The sequence below is a fragment of the Paenibacillus sp. J22R3 genome (assembly GCF_056269305.1).
Window position 1 is genome coordinate 35392 of record NZ_JBWDNS010000013.1, and the last position, 18428, is coordinate 53819.

Here is an 18428-nt window from a genome sequence, read left to right on the forward strand (position 1 = left end):
ATCGAAGTGCTCATCGCCTAGAATGACAAAGTGCTATTATACTCTTCTACACTTAATCTCTCATGCTGGGAATGGGGCAATTATGAACATCTTACTTACAACGCGCTTTCAGAAGGTACTAGGTCTAATCGCCTGTTTCGTCCTTCTCGTCCTCGGGATGTTAGGCAGTATCGTCTTTGGAACTTCCAATATAAGCCTACATACCATTATGGAATCTTACACCGCTTATAACGGATCGCAAGAGCATCTCATCATCCAAACGGCAAGGATGCCACGAGCTCTGATCGCAGCCTTCGCCGGTGCCAGTCTTGCTGTAGCGGGCGCATTAATGCAAGGTATTACCCGCAACCCGCTCGCATCGCCAAGCCTCTTTGGCATCAACGCCGGCGCGGCATTCTTCATTGTCGTTAGCTCTGCATTCTTCGGGGCAAGCAGTCTGGGCACGTTCGCGACGCTCGCATTCGTTGGCGCTGCTTTTACGGCTTTGCTCGTCTATATTCTCGGCTCCATCGGCAGTGATGGTCTGACTCCGCTCAAGGTGACGCTTGCAGGGGCTGCCATGACAGCGTTCTTCTCTTCCCTTACGATGGGCGTGCTGCTGACAGGCGGTCAAACCTTCGATCAAGTTTTGTATTGGTTCGTAGGTTCGGTAGCCGGACGAGATATGCATATCTTTACGACTGCAGCCCCATATATGGGAATTGCTCTTCTAGGTACCATGGCCCTGTCTCGTCATATGAATTTGCTCGTATTAGGGGATGACGTCGCAACTGGACTTGGCCAAACGACAGTCTACGTGAAGCTCGCAGCTGCCGTCATTATTGTTCTGCTGGCCGGCGGTTCGGTCTCCATTGCGGGTCCGATCGCTTTCGTGGGAATCATTATTCCGCATATTACACGTTACGTGGTAGGCATCGATTTCCGCTGGGTTCTCCCTTACAGTGCCTTCCTTGGTGCTATATTGCTGCTTGTCGCTGATGTGGGTTCACGATTCATTGCGTATCCCGGAGAAGTACCTGTCGGCATCATGACCGCCATTATTGGCGTTCCGTTCTTCGTGTACATCGCCAGAAGGGGGGAGCGTTAAGATGAGCAAATCTCTGATTCTGCGAAACAATCGTCTCTCGTTTCTGATCGAACGCAGAACTTTGTCAGTCATTCTGTTATTAATTGCTGCCAACTTGGTTGCCTTCATTGTTTGCGTAGGTCTTGGCAGCACGGTCGTAAGCCCGATCGCGGTCATTCGCTCGTTGCTCGGTATAGGCGACCAAGCGGATTCCATGATTATTTTCAAACTGAGAATGCCTCGTGTCGTCATTGCCATTATGGTGGGCTCGATGCTGGCTGTATCCGGTGCTCTGCTGCAAGGTATCGTGCGTAATCCGCTTACGTCACCGGACGTGATCGGCATTTCGGGCGGAGCCTCGCTCGGCACCGTGTTCTTCATCATTTATTTCTCGCATCTCAGCATACGCTTCATGCCGCTCAGCTCGATTGCAGGTGCTTTTGCCGCGGCATTCCTAATCTATCTCTTTGCCTATCGTCGCGGGATCACTCCGCTTCGGCTCGTGCTGATCGGGATTGGCATGGCAACCGCGTTAACGGCAGCCACCTACATGCTCATTCTAACCGCATCTTTTACACCGACTGCTGTAGCTGTTAAAGCCTTTACGTTCATGACAGGCAGCATCTACGGGGTGTCGTGGAAACGCGATGTGCTGACGCTGCTGCCGTGGATGGTCGTATTAATGCCTATCGCGCTCATCTATGCCCGGCATCTGAACGTACAGGAGCTCGGTGATGAGGTCGCTACAGGCGTGGGCAGCTCCGTCAATACCAAGAGAACGATCCTGCTTATTATCAGTGTCGCACTCGCAGGTACAGCCGTCGCCATTGGCGGCGCCATCAATTTTATCGGACTCATGGCTCCGCATATCGCGCGCAAGCTCGTTGGACCTTCGTACGGCGGAGTCATCCCGGTGTCCGCTCTGATTGGCTCGCTTGTCCTGCTGCTGTCTGATTTGGTCGCCAGAGTCGCGTTTATTCCGCTCGATATCCCTGCAGGCGTATTTACAGCCGCAATCGGAGCGCCGTTCTTTATCTTCTTGCTGTATCGCCATCGCAACTCGTAAAGGGAGTGAATCTTGTGACCGTTATTGCAGCTAATAACCTCACGTTATCGTATGGAAAGAAACCGATCTTCGCAAATCTTGAGCTGGAGATTCCTAAAGGGCAAATAACGGTGTTTATCGGGAGCAACGGCTGTGGCAAATCAACGCTGCTGCGCTCGCTCGCCCGGTTATTGAAGCCGCAAGAGGGCTCTATTGTGCTGGATGGCTCCGACATTGCCAAGCTGTCCAGCAAAGAAGTCGCAAGGCGTTTGGCCATTCTTCCGCAAGGGCCGACAGCTCCGGAGGGACTGACCGTCCAGCAGCTCGTGAAGCAAGGGCGTTATCCCTATCAGAGCTTTCTTCAACAGTGGTCCGCAGAGGATGAGAAAATGGTGAAGAAGGCGCTGCAAGCCACACATATGGAGGAACTGTCCGGACGTACGGTAGATTCCCTATCCGGCGGACAACGGCAGCGCGCCTGGATTGCCATGACGTTAGCGCAGAATACGCAAACGATACTGCTCGATGAGCCAACCACCTATCTCGATATGACCCATCAAATCGAAATTTTGGATCTCCTATTTGATCTCAATGCGCAAGAAAACCGGACCATCGTGATGGTGCTCCATGATATCAATCTTGCATGCCGTTATGCCCATCACATCGTGGCGGTTAAGGAAGGACGTATCTTTGCGCAAGGAAAGCCGGAGCAAATTGTGCATGAGTCGTTTATCCGCGAGGTTTTCAATATGGAATGCCAAGTCGTGCAGGATCCGATCTTCGGGACACCGCTGTGTATTCCATACGGCAAGGGTCGGAGGCTTATCGATGAACAGTCGCAGCAGACGGCTAGTGTGAATGTGAATGTTATTATGAATGAGGATGGGGCGCTTCTGGCACCTCAATACTAGCAGAAGAAGCCCCCGCGGACCCGTGATAACACGGGACCGCGAGGGCTTCTTGTTTAGCTTTTGGCCAATGCGTCTACAAGCAATTGCGCAAAAAACTGCGCGCCGTTCTTCCTCAGATGAACACCATCCGTGCTGAAGAAATTGTCTTGACCTTTGCTGGCGGAATACCAGTCAATCAGCGCAATGCCCGGCGTCTTCGTGACCGTCTCTGCCAGCATGTCGTTTACGACATCCTGCCATTTACGAGGAACGCGCGTGTTGACGAGAATGACTTTATGTTCACTGCCAATGGCCGTTAACAACGTATTTAACTGCTTCTCCGTGAATGAACCGTTCGTGCCGAGCTCGATGATGACGGTTTGGCCTAGCCTGTTCATTTCCTTCAGCTCCAAGACCACCTCGTCAGCCTCCGACATCTGCCGTCCGACTTTCCCGTCCACGACAATGCCTTTCACAAGCTCTTCCAGATAGGGCTTCGCATCCAGAAGGATCGAGTCGCCGATCACTGTAACACTGCCTGCTGCTGGTTTAATCGGCTTGAGTGGCTTTGACGGTTTGGAAGGAGGAGGAGTCGTTGGCGGCTCGGTGGCTTCATTGCCATTCGTGGTTTCCTGATCCTTCGCACCATTGTTGTCCGGCTTATCCTCCGCCGAACCTGCCTTGCCCGGTTTACTAGTAACCGGCTTATCAGGGCTTGTCCCATCCACTTCCGGTTTGGTATCCGTAACGACGCCTTCATCGCCTGGGTTCGTATCGTTTGAACTTGTGCTCCCTGAATCTGGTTCGCTTGGGCTCAAGCCCGCCGGATTCGTATCGTTCGAAGCCGTATCATCAGCCTTCGTATCGTTCGCAGCCGTATCACCCGGCTGTGTATCGTTCGGATTCGTCACGACCGGACGATCCTCAGTTCCCTGACCACCTTCCGATACAGCGTGCTCTGCTTGATCTTCAGTCGGTCTCTCATTCGCGATTCCCGGCTTCAGAATGGGAATGCCCACCGATAAACCACCGTCTATCGCATACAATTGAGTCGAGCAAGATACGCTGACAGCCATCAGCGTGCAAAGTGACATGACCAGCACGATCCGACTTGCGCGAAGCGACTGCAACTGCCGCTGCCTTGCTGCCAGCTGCGATAACTTACCGCGGAGTCTGCCCAGCGCACCGCGCCGGATCGGCTCCTCGACGAAGCGCCAAGAGAGCTCGGCCAGCACAATAGCAGCCGCCACTTGAAGCACGGCTCGCATCGCATGAAACTCGTCTACCTCCGCTGTAGGAGTAGTCAGAGCAATAATGGGATAATGATAGAGATAAATACCATAGGATCGCACGCCTACCCAGCGCAGCGGCTTGCAGCCCATCATGCGGCCAAACCTGCTTGATGGATGCGCCAGCGAAGCGACAACAGCCGCAGTCGCAACCGACAATATCACCATACCGCCGCGATACAGCATCTCATCATATTCGCCAACAGTCGCGATCATGGCCAGCACAACAGCCAGACCACTGAAGCCGACGATATCCAGCACCATTTTCGTTTTGCTTCTGGCGTAGTCGGACAGCTTCCAGCTTGGCCAAATAACAGCCAAAGCAGCACCAATGAGCAGCGCGAAAGCCCGTGTATCTGTGCCATAATATACGCGGCTCGGATCAAGCCCCGGCACGTAGAGCGCAGCCATCAGCCCCGCTGATGCTGCCGCCCCTGCCAAGATAACAAGCGCAAGCTTACCGCGCTGCGGTACCCAGCGCACGAGGAGCACAAGCACCAAAGGCCATACGAGATAGAACTGCTCTTCTACGGCGAGCGACCACAAATGGCCAAACGGCGAAGGCGGCCCGAAGGATTCGAAATACGAGACCTGATGGAAAATCAACCGCCAGTTACTCGTATAAATAAGCGCGGAGACCATTTCCCCTTTTAACGAGGAGATTCTTGCCGGGTCTATATAAAGCAGCCAACCTGCAACGAGCAGGAGCATGATAACCATGGCCGGCAGCAGCCTTCTAGCCCGGCGAATCCAGAACTCGCCGAGGTTCAGCCGCCTTGTGTGACTTTGTTGTTTTAATAAGATATCGGTGATCAAGTAACCGGAGAGGACGAAGAAAATGCCTACGCCAAGCAATCCGCCCGGTACCCACGATAGATTCAGATGATAAGCGATTACCGCAAAGACGGCAATGGCACGCAAACCATCGATTCCGGGCATGTAGCGACCGCTGTTTCCTAATGGTTTTGGCATATTAACATTCTCCTTCCGGCAGGGGACCGTTTCCCCCTACTTGCTGACTGACTAACCTGACTCTAGGCTGCATGTTTGATTATAGAACGAGATAGCCGATTTTGCGTTACAGAAGAGTTACATTTCGTTATCAAAATGCGACTAAACCGCTTCACCCATCGTATGATAACCGCCCTTGCCGCCGAACCGAATCACATCCAGCACCAATTTGCCACTGGTCAACGTTACGCGTAACGTATGAGCACCTGCAGCCAAGCCTTCAACTGCAAACCAAACGCTGTCCCGCTCCACTACCTGATCAGCGATACCAACGACAGCACCATCGATCTGTACCGATGCCGTACCCAAGGCCATATCGCGCTCTCCGCAGAGCTTCACCCATGTTCCATGGAAGGAGAAGCTGAAACCATCGCCTTCCGTGTCGCTCCACGTGTAGTCATCGTTATAACTGCCCGCAGCTCCGCGCTCCCGCTGCCAGTTCCCTTCATAGCTGATGTTCGGATTCGAATCATTCATTCGATTCTCGATATGCTCCGGATGAATGCCTGTCTTCACAGCGCGGAGCGCATCCAGAAACATCGTGCCTTCCTGCTTCGTCGGCATAATGCCGGGACCGCCTTCATCAAGCTCGTTCCATGCATAGATCGCCATCACCGGCGGCGAGCTCGTATGCTGCGCATGATTGAACAGCCAGCTGCGCATTTCACTGAGATGCTCGAACCATTCCGTATACGTCGGATATTCAAACGAGTAGCCATAATAACTAGCCCCGACAGCGGCCGTCCAAGCCTCATTATGCCGCGGACTCGGGTCGATTACCGCACTGACACCGGGAATCACCTTAAGTCCCTTCTCAATATCACGTTTATTACGATCATGGCGTGCCAGCTGCTCGTAGGTGTAATGCCCCTCGCCGCTGTGTGACGCAGGACCATAATCGGAAACGCCGTCAAACCCAAACCTCGCGGCAGACTCGTAATCGTTACGCATATCCACCAAATAAGGCGCACCTAATCCAGCCTCTGTACAAGCATCCGCCAAATAGGCCAGCTCTTCCGCCCAGCGGCTGCCGAATCCGCGCTCCGCATCATCGAGGAAGGCAGTGTCCATCCAGAACAACAGCGGTCGGTTGCCGTCCACCAGCACATACTGCTTGTCCTTCATTAACGCTACAAACTCAGGTACATTGCGTCTCCGCCAGCCACGTCGCTGCTCTTGATTGGTACCGCTCACCCAGCCGGTCTGCAGAATAAGCGCAAACTGCAGCAGCTCGTGTTTCGCAGAAGCCATGTAATCCTTCAAGGGATTGTTTAGGCGCCTTATCCCCTCATGAGCATCGTCTTCCGGATACCAGACGAAGGCCCAGAAATCAAGCAGGCCATCAGCCGCCGCTTGGATTTGGCGATCAACCCGCTCTGCGTGATCGGGTACCTCCGAATCGAACCAGCCATCGATCGGCTCCCTGCTGCTGTAAGCTGTATACAGCGATGGATCTACGAATCCCGCGTAGGATACGTTCGTCGGAAACCAAGCATCCCACCGAATAGCTCCTGCCAGAAAAGCTTGTTCATCCCGCCTACTCATCTTCCCTATCCCCTCTCATGATAGAAAAAATGCCCTTCTCCCATGCGGGAGGAGAGCAGTTATGCAGATTGGTTTCCGTTCGAAGCCAAAGCTTCGAATGGAGCATTCTGCTGCCGGTGATTGGTTTCCGTTCGAAGCCAAAGCTTCGAATGGAGCATTCTGCTAATTAATCAACCTTCTGAGAAGCGGCTTTCTTGCCCATGGCATCAGCTTCCTGCTCAAGCGCAGGGTCATCGTTGACCGGCATGCCGGCTACCGACATCGTCGGTTCGATTCGCCCCTTACGCTGCTGCACGACATGCTGCAGCTCATGGCCGATCAGCTCTTGCCCTTCTTGGGTATCCGGTTGATATTGTCCCGGCGCAAAATGAACGTCGCTGCCTTGCGTGTATGCAAGCGCACCTACTTCTCTTGCAGATGAGGAGTCTTCATGGACGCGCACATCCGACATATTCGACTGAAGGGCAGCCTCCATCTTTACCTGCACGCCCGAAGGAAGCCGTCCTTTCTCACGTTGCTCGTCATCTCCCTCTGCGCTTCGCTGCACGACTTGCGAGCGGCTGCTATGCATCATCTGCACAACTGCTCGGTTGCCTGCCGCTTTCTGCAGCTGCAGCACCTGCTGGGGAGAGAGCACACGCTCACCGCCGGAACCGGAGGCTGAAGAAGCTGAGGCTGAACTTGCGGTGCTCCGAGCTTCTGCTTGAAGAGCGGTAGGACGTTTAAACTTGGCAGACGGGGACTGATGCTCGTGCGACACTGGGACTCCTCTTTTCTAATGGGTTTTGCGCAACCGTTTGGTGATCAGCATCACTACCCCGAACAGCAGCAGCAGAATGCTGATCGCCGCCATCGTCCATTTGAGCGTGGTGAAGAGACTGCCTGCCTGAGCGATGAAAGTGATTTGATCCGGATAGTTGGTCAGCATCGTCAAGATGCATGCATTTTCTAAGTAATCCAGCAGAAGCGTGATATAGATAAGTAGAGGTAATTGATGTAACCATGACTTCGGTGCGAATCCCCGGCGGTATATTACGGTCGTCAGCAGCGCGAAGAACGAGCTGTATACGATGGGGTAGATATAGTCAGCTGCGAGAGTAAATGTGACGTAAAAGGATCTCCCTGCGTCGCTGTATGCTCCGATTATGGCATACGCCTTGTCTACGGAATAGGAGAGACGCAAATCCAGAATGCCTGCACCGCCTGAATACTCATTTAGCTTGGATGATCCGTAAGGCAGCACAACCGCTTCAATAACAAGCAATACGATGAACAACCCTGAGATGACTTGCCAATTACTCAGCCTTGTCTGCATTTGACGCAGTACGGTCAGCATGGCGATTCCCCTTTTCTTCACATGGAATAATGAGGTGGGTGTCATCGTTATTTTAGCGGATTTCGGCTTCATTTAACACTACCAGTTTGCCAAAAATATCAATTCTTTCTGCGCAAGACAATGGTTCCCAGAATACGCTAAAGTTCGACGCTATACAGAAAAGGAGACCGACCCTCGCAAGCTCGCAAGGGGCAGTCTCCTTCTCATCTATGCTGCTAAGCAGCCGTGTTTATCCGAAATAATTCGCCAAGCCATGATTATCCAAAATAATTCGCCAAGCCTCTGGCAATCGCCGCAGCCGCTTTCTTCTGATAAGCCGATCCGCGAACGATGGATTCATCCTTGCGGTTCGATAGAAATCCAAGTTCAACGAGTGTCGCTACCGTGTCGTTCTCCCGCAACACATACAGATCGCCGAAGGATAGGCCATGGCTGCGAAGCCCGCCGACTTCAGTCAATTCATCCTCAATCGCTTGCGCGAGCGGCCTGTCTTTCTTCTCGGAATAGAAGAAAGTAAGGATGCCGGAGGTTTGTTTCTCCGAGGAATTATAATGAATGCTGACGAACGCATCCGCGTCCGCTTTCTCGCTTATCCGTACACGCTCCGAGAGCTCCGGTTTCTTATCCGTCGTCCGTGTCATTATGACCGTAGCGCCTAAGCTTTGCAGTTCCTGCTTGAGATAAGTGGCGGTACTCAGCGTAAGATCTTTCTCCTTGGTTTCGTACGTTGTACCAATCATGCCCGGATCATTACCGCCATGTCCGGCGTCAACGACGATGACCTTGCCTCTAAGTCCCTTGCCGGAATGCTTAGGCGGGACAGCGCCTTTGCCGACGTATGCCTTGGACACCCAGCCCGTTGTACGGCCTGCTGTGCGAATTTTAATCCAATCACTCTGACTGCCCGTAATCGTAATCTGCTCGCCTTGTGACAAAGATCCGACCACCTTATAGCTTACGCCCGGGCCGGAACGAATTCGAAGCGAATCCGCAAGCACAGTCGCCGTTGAACCGGGACTTGTACTTACCGTACCGCTCGTAGGCGGCTCGCTTGCCGCCGGGCTGGACTCTTCGCCTGAGTTATCCAGCTTGCTGAGCAGGTAGCCTGCGGCGTAACCGGTCAATTTGTTGTGTTTAATTTGAACCCAGCCATCGCTGTCTTCATCGGTAACCGTAACGACTTCGCCTTTATTCAGCTTGCCGACTACGGAGGATTGCAGAGAAGGCTCGCTGCGTACATTCAGTGCGGTACTGCTGACTTTAGCTTGATAAGGGAATGCCGACGTGGCAGAAACCAATGAAATGCCGAGACTGCCGACCAGAAGTGTAAACATGATTACTAGGCTGATATATCTACGCATAGAGTCTCCTTCCAGTGGATAAAAAAGGTAGACTCTTATTATATCAGCAGTTTGCCGATTAGGGCATCCTATTTTACAAAATAATTAGGTATTGCGAAGGTTGTCGAACAAAGTCGATTCCATATACTAAACCCATGTCCCTATCCCTTCTGGATATTCAGACCGAGCTCTTCTGCTCTGGCAAGTGCCTCAGGGGAAAACTTATTCTTAGCGTACTTCTGAAGGAACTCTTCTTCCGTCACCGGCACCCAGCGAAACTCGCGATTCTGATAGACCCATACTTTCTTGCCCCAATCCACGTGAATCGTACGGTTATTCACCTTCTTCACGACGCCGATTTCGGTAATGACATTCGTATTATTGAACGTTTTCACGCACAGCTTGTTCAGCATTTGACTCATCCTAATGTCCTCCTTCTTCATCTTGGTGTTGTTCCTCATTATACCCGTAAAATAGGCACAATAGCTTATGGCCCGCTAAAATATAAAGTCCGACAGTCAAGGCGCATCATGCGCGCTTCACTCGCCGAACTCCTCTATCGTCCGCTACAGCTTTCTCCCGAACATCACTACAAAATTATAATACTTGTATACACAGTCCACATCTGAGAAGCCGGCTCCGGTCAACCAGCCAAGCTGGGTTTGCAAATCCGTCATCCGATCAAGCTTCGTCCTCTCGTAAGCGGCAGCGATTTCAGGCTCTGTCAATCCGCTCGCCTCAACCTTTCCTCTCCAATCCTCTCTATAGAGCGTGTCCACGAAAGGCGTATGTCCCAGCACCTGATCCGCATTGATAAACACGCCGCCGGGCTTAAGATTAGCGAAGCTGTTGCGATACAAAGTGAGCTTATCCGCATCGGACAGATGGTGGATCGACAGCCCGGAAACGATGATATCGAATGCCTCTCCCGGAACATAGGCCGTGTAGTCTTCACAGAGGTACGTAATACGCGACGAATCCATTTCCATAAATCTCGATTTCGCGACGGCAAGCATCTTATTGGATAGATCGATGAGCGTGAGCTTCGCTTGCGGATAACGCGCTAAGAGAAAGGAAGAGAGCAGCCCTGTTCCCGCACCTAAATCCAAAATCGCAGGTGCCTCCGTTTCGACCTCGGCGAGCGCCGAAGCAACGCCATAGAAGTCGTCAAAGCAAGGGATTAATTTCCGCCTCTGCTGATCGTAGACGGCTGCTGTTTCATCGAATGTACTGCGCACATGCTCATGTTTCTCCATGCTGAACACCTCCCAATGATTGCCTCCATCATAATAGAGCGAAGCGAATCCGTGAAATATTTAGAATCTATGAGTTCCATCACTTTCACCTATACTAACTGAAGATATCATCATCGATGCCATTTATTTGTTATTTTTTATTGACAATATTCGCCTATGCCATTAGAGTAAAACTATATTTCCGACAAAACAACTTGGATTAGGGGGATTAAACGATGGGACATATAGACAACAACTTTTTGTCAGCCATTGAAACGAACTGGTACAGCTTTGTTACTTCCATCTTTGTATTCTGGGTATTATTCTATCTTGCACGTAAGCGGGTGAGCTTCGGTGCTCGGGTACTGATCGGCCTAGGCATCGGACTTGTAGTCGGCATTCTGTTTCAGAACTTGGACTATGACACCAAGGGCATTACAACATTCGGCAGTATATACATAAGCTTAATTCGGATGCTCGTCGTGCCGCTGGTCTTCATCCTTGTCCTTAACAGTATTTCATCCTTAACGAACCTGGAGTACTTACGCAAAATCGGTCTTAAAACCTTCGCTTGGTTCCTCGGAACGACCGGCGTCGGCTCTATTATCGGCCTTGTGATCGCACTTGCGTTCAATCCGGGCAGCGGCATTCAACAGGCGGCGCCGGCAGATTTCCAAGCCCGCGAAATCCCGACCTTCTCTGAAGTTATTCTGAGCCTCGTTCCTTCGAACCCGATTAACGAAGCAGCTGATGGCAAAGTCGTCCCTGTACTTATCTTCGCGATCTTCCTTGCCGTAGCGATTATCAAGCTCGGATCCAGAAACGCGGAAACGGTGAAGCCTGTCCGTGATCTGATTCAATCGCTCGCTCAAGTGCTTCATCAGGTCGTCAAGTTCATCATTCGACTCACACCTTATGGCGTATTCGCTCTGATTGCCGGCGTTACATCCCACTATGGCTGGGAAACGCTGCAGGAACTCGGAAGCGTAATTATCACCTCTTATGTTGCACTGATCGTACACTTTGTTCTCGTTTTCGGCGGTCTGGTCTTCTTCGTAGCCAAAGTCAATCCAATTCGGTTCTTCCGCAAAATCTATCCGACAATCGCTGTCGCGTTCACAACCCGCAGCAGCTATGCAACGCTTCCCGTTAATCTGGATGTCATTACGAAGCGTCTGCACGTGTCGCCGCGTATCGCGAGCTTCGTTGCACCGCTTGGCGCTTCCGTTAACTTCAATGCATGCGGCGGCATCTGGCCGGCCATTGTCGTTGTCTTTACCGCTCAAGTGTACAGCATTGATCTATCGTTTACGGATTATATCGTACTTGTGCTTGTCAGCATTGTTTCATCGATCGGCGTTGCCGGCGTTCCGGGACCTGCCGTTATCTCGACAACCGTCGTATTGACTGCTCTGGGTCTTCCGCTCGAAGGGATTGCCATTGTTGCCGGCGTTGAGGCACTGATCGACATGGGCCGCACAACGGTTAACGCAACAGGAACAACCGTTACTTCCTTGCTCGTTGCGAATTCGGAAGGCGAGTTTGACCGTGAAGCCTTCAACAATGACAAGGACGACGAAATCTCCCTGCAAACTGCTTAAGTAGAACTCGTCGAAGAACAGCCCTCCCGTCCCTATGGACGATGGAGGGCTTTTTATCATTTACGAATTAATCATAGGGTCAGAATAGCCCTCATATCCGATTCCTTCATCGCACCCACTCGTTTTTGCACAATATTACCCTGTCGATCAACGAACACGGATACCGGTATCGACGTGATGCCGTACTTCATCGCGATCTTCTTATCCGGATAGTGTTCATAGATCTTCTTTATATCCGGCATTTCCTTCTTGCAGTATTTGCACCAGCTTGCCCAGAAGTTGATGTAGACGTTACGGCAGCCCCAATCATCATGACAATAATCAGCGTCCCCCATAGCATCACGCTTCTCTTCATTCTTCAAGCTCCTTCTATAGATCGAACAGGCCTTCGCCTCCGCTAATCAGCTCCAGATTATCCGTAAAGACAAGGACACCGAGGATCACCAAGGCAACGATGATATCCATGTTTTCTCCTCCTACATACTACAAATGAACAAAATGGGCAGCCGGTTGGATGCCCATTTTGAACGGAATGTTTATTTGGTTTATTTGCTCGAAAGCAAGTTATACAATACCTGAGCGACCTCAGCTCTTGTCGTAACCCCTTGAGGGCTTAGCTTGCCGTTATTGCCGGATACGATACCGCTTTCTACGAGCGCTGCAGCTGCCTCTTGTGCATAGGCTGCAATTTGATCAGCGTCCTTGAAGCTGCTTACGCTTACGCCTGATTCGGCCTCAGGAAGCTTGCCAAGTGCATCAAGCGAGCGATACAGAAGTGTAAACAGATCCTGGCGGGTAATGGCTTTATCCGGTGCGAACAGATTGTCGCCAAGGCCGTTGGTGATGCCGAGACGTTTCGCTGCGCCCAGATAATTCGTGTAATAGGCGTTGCCTGCGTCCGCAAAATTATTCGCTTCGGTTTCGTTCGGCACGATGCCGTATGCTTTCAATAACAGCACCAGGAACTGGCCGCGCGTTACGTTCGCGAGCGGGCTGAAGTGAGTATCGTCCGTTCCCGTAGCAATATCTCTTGCCGCCAGGAAGGTTACCGCTTTGCTGTACCAAGAAGCCGTCGCAACATCTGAGAATGTAACCTTGTTATAGCCCACGATATATTGCGAGAAGTGGTTCGTCTCGAAGTCTACCGTACCCGTTGCAGCGTTGAAGACTCCGTTTACCGTTTCCAAGTAACCATCGTCGGTCAAATAGTAGACAATGACTGCACTTGGATCTTCGTCCGCCTTCAACGTATAAGGCACACTGACTTTGACACTGCCTCCGCCAAAAGTGGAAACCGTTTGGTCTCCCGCTTTCACGGTAAGCTCATATACAGGCCGGTCGCCCAATACTTGCTTACCTTCTTCAGTAAGTTCTTGCTTAGCAATTTCGATCTTAATATCGCCATCACCTGAGGCTGCACGGATGTTATCCGCTGCTTTGGCGTCGAACACTATGGAACCGACTGCAGTGTAATTAACTTTAACCTGCGCCCCGGTGCCATCCGCAACTTCGTTGAAAGCACTGCGCGGAATGCTTAGCTGGCCGGTTTCGGTAGCTGCGCTTGCTTCTACCTTAAACTCGACAACCGCTGATTTTCCGGCCGTTTCCGCTTTCTTTGCATCCGCTACAAGAGCTGTAACTACTTCCTTCGTGACGACAGCTGATGTTGTACCTGTAGCCGCATCGGTTTTGGAAGGTACAGTAAAACTTGAAGTAGCTGTGTTACCTGAAGTTGTATTCGTTACCTCTGCAGCAGGAGGCGTGACTACTGCGTAAGGCGGCGTTGGTGGACTAATGATTGGATCGCCGGGAACGACAACATCCACGGATGCTCCCGGATTGTAGAGTACTTCAACTGGAGCAATCAGCGTCGAAACATTGTTCACACGCTGGCTGACAGGACCATTGTAGCCCGGTTTAGCCGCATAACGGACATTGTAAGTACCTGGCGCTAAGCCTGTAATGGAATTGCCCGTTACTGCCGTGTAGCTTGCTGCTCCCGCCAACTTGTATTCCAAGCCCGCTTTCGTGCCTGTAATGCGACCGTCACTTGCGCCTGACGAAGTTGGAGCTACCCCCGTAAGACCTGTCGGTACAGCTTCCAGTCTCGAGAACAGTTTGTCAAGAGCTGCCTTGTAAACCGTGTTAGGCAATACGCCATTCGGTACGTAATCCGGTTGGATATTCGTCCACGAGTACATCAGCTCCACATGTCCAAGGATCGGAGCGCTGTTGCCGGCTGCATCCTTGTTATCCTTGTTGTACACGTACAAGTAAGGCACTTGGAGCTTGTTTGCAATGACATCATTGTTATTCACATCTTTGTATCGGACATCGTTTGACCCTTTCACATATTGCGTCTGAATGTTAGTCAGGTATGTTTTTACCAAGTCCACGTACAGGTTGGCATACGGGTGTTTCGTATCGCGAACCATCAGACGATCGATATCGTGGGAGTCAAACGTCTCCGAATCCGTCTGCGTTACATCAACGCCCGCATCCAGCCTAGGATCCCACATATACACTTTATCGACGTTGTATTTCTTCGCGTATTCATTGATAAACTTGATTGCCGCCTGCGTATTCGGGCACCACGATCCGCCGAAGAGAATCGCGTAGTTGCCTTGCGCAGCAAGCAATTTCGTAAGCTCATGATACGTCACATGCTCCAGTACGACGTTACCGTCCGTACCGTCGAAGATATCCCGGCCAATCGTCGAATTGAATTTCACGTTCTTGTTGAACGCCAGTTCAATAAAATCGTTCGGATTGATCGTGTCGAAGGATTCCGCTGCGCCAAAGACCGCTTTCACTTGGTCCTTATACGCCGTTACCTTCGCCGCATCCTCCACGCCGTCTGTCAGGAAATCAGCCGAGCTGTTGCTGCTCTTCAGCGAAGCCACGATTGGCTGGCTGTTCGCGCCGTCTTTATTATCCTTGTTGTAGATGAAGAGGAGCGTTTGATCCTTCACGTCCGCTGCCGGACTTGTGCCCAGCGCCGTGCCGCTTGCATCCTTCGCCGTCAAATATTTGTTCACCAGATCGGTGTACACACCCGCAAACTGGTTGGTGCTGTCTGCCAGATCCAAGCTCACACCGTCAAGCTTGGTGTCAAAGTTGTAGATGGTCGAGATGTTGTATTCTTTGGCAACCTGATTAATGAAGCCAATATTCGCCTGTGTGCTGGCAACGGATGCGCCGCCGAACAGAACCGCGTATGTACCTTCGCTCTCGAATATGTGGGCGATATCCTCATACGTAGCCGTTCTGAACACATGATTGGCATGCTTCAAATTCGGGTATACGTCGCTGAAATAATTATAATGGCTAATGGCATTGGTTGAAGGCGGTACGACTACATTCACGGACTCGCCCGCGCTATATGGTACTGCTGTTGGAGCAATCAGCGTCGAAACATTGTTCACACGCTGGCTGACAGGACCATTGTAGCCCGGTTTAGCCGCATAACGCACATTGTAAGTACCTGGCGCCAAGCCTGTAATGGAATTGCCCGTTACAGCTGTGTAGCTTGCATCTCCGGACAGCTTGTATTCCAAGCCTGCTTTCGAGCCTGTAATGCGACCGTCATTTACGGTTGGGGAAGTTGGCGCAACCCCAGTAAGCCCTGTCGGTACAGCCTCTAATCGCGAGAACAGTTTGTCGAGCGCAGCTTTGTAGATCGTGTTTGGCAATACGCCATTCGGTACGTAATCCGGCTGGATATTCGTCCACGAGTACATCAGCTCCACATGTCCAAGAATCGGAGCGCTGTTGCCTGCTGCATCCTTGTTATCCTTGTTGTACGTGAATAAGTAAGGCACTTGAAGCTTGTTTGCAATGACATCATTGTTATTCACATCTTTATATCGGACGTCATTTGTCCCTTTCACATATTGCGTCTGAATGTTAGTCAGGTACGTTTTTACCAGGTCCACGTACAGGTTGGCATACGGGTGTTTCGTGTCGCGAACCATCAGACGATCGATATCGTGGGAGTCAAACGTCTCCGAATCCGTCTGCGTCACATCAACGCCCGCATCCAGTCTTGGGTCCCACATGTACACTTTATCGACGTTGTATTTCTTCGCGTATTCATTGATAAACTTAATCGCCGCCTGCGTATTCGGGCACCACGATCCGCCGAAGAGAATCGCGTAGTTGCCTTGCGAAGCAAGCAATTTCGTAAGCTCATGATACGTTACATGCTCCAGTACGACATTACCGTCCGTACCGTCGAAGATATCCCGGCCAATCGTCGAATTGAATTTCACGTTCTTGTTGAACGCCAGTTCAATAAAATCGTTCGGATTGATCGTGTCGAAGGATTCCGCTGCGCCAAAGACCGCTTTCACTTGGTCCTTATACGCCGTTACCTTCGCCGCATCCTCCACGCCGTCTGTCAGGAAATCAGCCGAAGTGTTGCTGCTCTTCAGCGAAGCCACGATTGGCTGGCTGTTCGCGCCGTCTTTATTATCCTTGTTGTAGATGAAGAGGAGCGTTTGATCCTTCACGTCCGCTGCCGGACTTGTGCCCAACGCTGTGCCGCTTGCATCCTTCGCCGTCAAATATTTGTTCACCAGGTCGGTGTACACACCCGCAAACTGGTTGGTGCTGTCTGCCAGATCCAAGCTCACGCCGTCGAGCTTCGTGTCAAAGTTGTAGATCGTCGAGATGTTGTATTCTTTGGCAACCTGATTAATGAAACCGATATTCGCCTGTGTGCTGGCAACGGATGCGCCGCCGAACAGAACCGCGTATGTACCTTCGCTCTCGAATATGTGGGCGATATCTTCATACGTAGCCGTTCTGAACACATGATTGGCATCCTTCAAATTCGGGTATACGTCGCTGAAATAATTATAATGGCTGATTGCGCTTGGGCTTGGAGTTGCCGGATCCGCGGCAGCGGTCGAAGCTTGGAAGAACGGGATCGTTAGGAAGATGGCTAGTAATAGTGCCCCTAGTCTGACAATTGGCTGATGTTTTCGCATATAGTTACGCTCCTAATTAGTGGGATGAGTGCATAGAAGAGCTGCGGTTATGGGCAAACCTCTTCTTCCACCGCACCACTGTTTTCTCCGCCTGAAGAGTTCGAGGAATCCGAAGACGAAGAGTTGGAGCTTGATGACGACGATGATGAAGAAGACGATGTCGAAGCTGCTGCTTGTGTAGTTTCTTTCTTAGCCACCAGGGAGCCCACCTTCTTCGGTCCTTTGTCAACAGGTGCTGCTGCAGGAGCCGGTGTGCTTGGTTGCTCTTCAACTACCGGTGCGGATACAACTGCTGCTGCCGGTGCTTCTTGTTTCACGGATGCTGCTGCTGTTTTAGGCGCAGCAGAGCTGGTTGTTACCGGGGAAGCAGCTTTCGTGCTTGTAGCCGGAGCTTTCACTTGTTTCACTGCTGCAGCTTTAGTGGATGCAGCAGGCTCTGTTTTTGCTTGTTTCGCTGAAGCATCCGTATTGTCCACTGCTGCCGTTTGTGTTTCTTCGGCAGGCGCTGGGGCAGCAGCCGTTTCAACAGTTGGTTCGGCTGCCTGCGTTTCTTCAGCAGGAGCAACCGTTGACGCTGGTTGTTGTTCTTCTGTTGTTACAACTGCCGCAGGAGCAGTCTCCTTCGTTTCGGCAGGTGCAGACGCTGGTGCTGCAGCTTGTTCAACAGCAGGAGTAGTAGGATTCGTGCTATCTTGCGAATCTTTATTGGCGAATACGGCGGTATAAGTCAACACCAGAAACACAGCGCTTGCGATCACAAGGGAATAAGTAAGTTTCGATACGTTTGGTTTTTTCATAGTAAGAACATCTCCTTCTTCGCTCTCTGAGCATAGTGTAGTGGGATCTTAATTGGTCTTGCCTGTAAAGAACGACAGCTTACTTCGTCGTTCCTCCCCCTTAATGATGAATTCCGGATAAAAAAAGAAGACCCAACGATGGCGTGTACAATCACGCTCTCTCATTGAATCTCTGGTGGTCCAGTAGACTAATCATCCTATGTCATCCGACAAATGAAATGCTGTCGTTTGCTTTACTTGTTTCTATCTTATTGGCAATAGAATCCAAAGTCAAGACTTTTC

General features: G+C 51.3%; 14 protein-coding genes. 4 read left to right on the plus strand and 10 right to left on the minus strand.

The window, feature by feature from the left end; translation table 11 throughout:
- The first annotated feature begins 82 nt into the window (after nucleotides 1-82).
- Genes AC0YN4_RS30430 through AC0YN4_RS30440 form a run of 3 tightly spaced genes read left to right on the plus strand, consistent with a single transcriptional unit; the run spans nucleotide 83 to nucleotide 3022 of the window.
- Nucleotides 83-1087 carry a FecCD family ABC transporter permease gene (locus AC0YN4_RS30430; RefSeq protein WP_475784213.1) on the plus strand — a complete coding sequence of 335 codons (1005 nt, stop codon included), beginning with the start codon at nucleotides 83-85 and terminating at the stop codon, nucleotides 1085-1087.
- A gap of 1 nt (nucleotide 1088) precedes the next feature.
- A complete protein-coding gene (locus AC0YN4_RS30435) occupies nucleotides 1089-2132 on the plus strand; it encodes a FecCD family ABC transporter permease (RefSeq protein ID WP_475784212.1) in 1044 nt (347 codons plus the stop codon).
- 14 nt (nucleotides 2133-2146) lie between these two features.
- Nucleotides 2147-3022 (plus strand): ABC transporter ATP-binding protein, encoded by an 876-nt coding sequence (locus AC0YN4_RS30440; protein WP_475837552.1) that lies wholly within the window; start codon nucleotides 2147-2149, stop codon nucleotides 3020-3022.
- 53 nt (nucleotides 3023-3075) lie between these two features.
- Here the strand turns inward: AC0YN4_RS30440 and AC0YN4_RS30445 are convergent, their stop codons facing one another.
- The 7 genes from AC0YN4_RS30445 to AC0YN4_RS30475 all read right to left on the minus strand — a co-directional run bounded on the left by AC0YN4_RS30445 (nucleotide 3076) and on the right by AC0YN4_RS30475 (nucleotide 10778).
- Nucleotides 3076-5262, minus strand: a complete 2187-nt coding sequence (locus AC0YN4_RS30445) for an acyltransferase family protein (RefSeq protein WP_475837553.1) — start codon at nucleotides 5260-5262, stop codon at nucleotides 3076-3078.
- 141 nt (nucleotides 5263-5403) lie between these two features.
- Nucleotides 5404-6846, minus strand: a complete 1443-nt coding sequence (locus tag AC0YN4_RS30450; protein ID WP_475784209.1) for a glycoside hydrolase family 71/99 protein — start codon at nucleotides 6844-6846, stop codon at nucleotides 5404-5406.
- 166 nt (nucleotides 6847-7012) lie between these two features.
- Nucleotides 7013-7606 (minus strand): eCIS core domain-containing protein, encoded by a 594-nt coding sequence (locus AC0YN4_RS30455; protein ID WP_475784208.1) that lies wholly within the window; start codon nucleotides 7604-7606, stop codon nucleotides 7013-7015.
- Between the two features lie 15 nt (nucleotides 7607-7621).
- Nucleotides 7622-8254 carry a hypothetical protein gene (locus AC0YN4_RS30460; RefSeq protein WP_475837554.1) on the minus strand — a complete coding sequence of 211 codons (633 nt, stop codon included), beginning with the start codon at nucleotides 8252-8254 and terminating at the stop codon, nucleotides 7622-7624.
- A gap of 185 nt (nucleotides 8255-8439) precedes the next feature.
- Nucleotides 8440-9543 (minus strand): N-acetylmuramoyl-L-alanine amidase, encoded by a 1104-nt coding sequence (locus tag AC0YN4_RS30465; RefSeq protein WP_475784206.1) that lies wholly within the window; start codon nucleotides 9541-9543, stop codon nucleotides 8440-8442.
- Between the two features lie 140 nt (nucleotides 9544-9683).
- Nucleotides 9684-9944, minus strand: a complete 261-nt coding sequence (locus AC0YN4_RS30470; protein WP_475784205.1) for a hypothetical protein — start codon at nucleotides 9942-9944, stop codon at nucleotides 9684-9686.
- 144 nt (nucleotides 9945-10088) lie between these two features.
- Complete coding sequence (locus AC0YN4_RS30475) at nucleotides 10089-10778, minus strand: class I SAM-dependent methyltransferase (RefSeq protein WP_475784204.1); 690 nt, start codon at nucleotides 10776-10778, stop codon at nucleotides 10089-10091.
- Nucleotides 10779-10993: 215 nt separating this feature from the next.
- Between AC0YN4_RS30475 and AC0YN4_RS30480 the strand changes: the two genes are divergently transcribed.
- Nucleotides 10994-12358 carry a dicarboxylate/amino acid:cation symporter gene (locus AC0YN4_RS30480; RefSeq protein ID WP_475784203.1) on the plus strand — a complete coding sequence of 455 codons (1365 nt, stop codon included), beginning with the start codon at nucleotides 10994-10996 and terminating at the stop codon, nucleotides 12356-12358.
- 71 nt (nucleotides 12359-12429) lie between these two features.
- Here AC0YN4_RS30480 and AC0YN4_RS30485 read toward each other — a convergent pair whose 3' ends face one another.
- From AC0YN4_RS30485 to AC0YN4_RS30495, 3 genes are all read right to left on the minus strand, one after another.
- Nucleotides 12430-12720, minus strand: a complete 291-nt coding sequence (locus AC0YN4_RS30485) for a TlpA family protein disulfide reductase (RefSeq protein ID WP_475837555.1) — start codon at nucleotides 12718-12720, stop codon at nucleotides 12430-12432.
- 183 nt (nucleotides 12721-12903) lie between these two features.
- Nucleotides 12904-17349 (minus strand): S-layer homology domain-containing protein, encoded by a 4446-nt coding sequence (locus AC0YN4_RS30490; protein WP_475837556.1) that lies wholly within the window; start codon nucleotides 17347-17349, stop codon nucleotides 12904-12906.
- 47 nt (nucleotides 17350-17396) lie between these two features.
- Nucleotides 17397-18146 carry a hypothetical protein gene (locus tag AC0YN4_RS30495; RefSeq protein WP_475784200.1) on the minus strand — a complete coding sequence of 250 codons (750 nt, stop codon included), beginning with the start codon at nucleotides 18144-18146 and terminating at the stop codon, nucleotides 17397-17399.
- Between the last annotated feature and the right edge of the window lie 282 nt (nucleotides 18147-18428).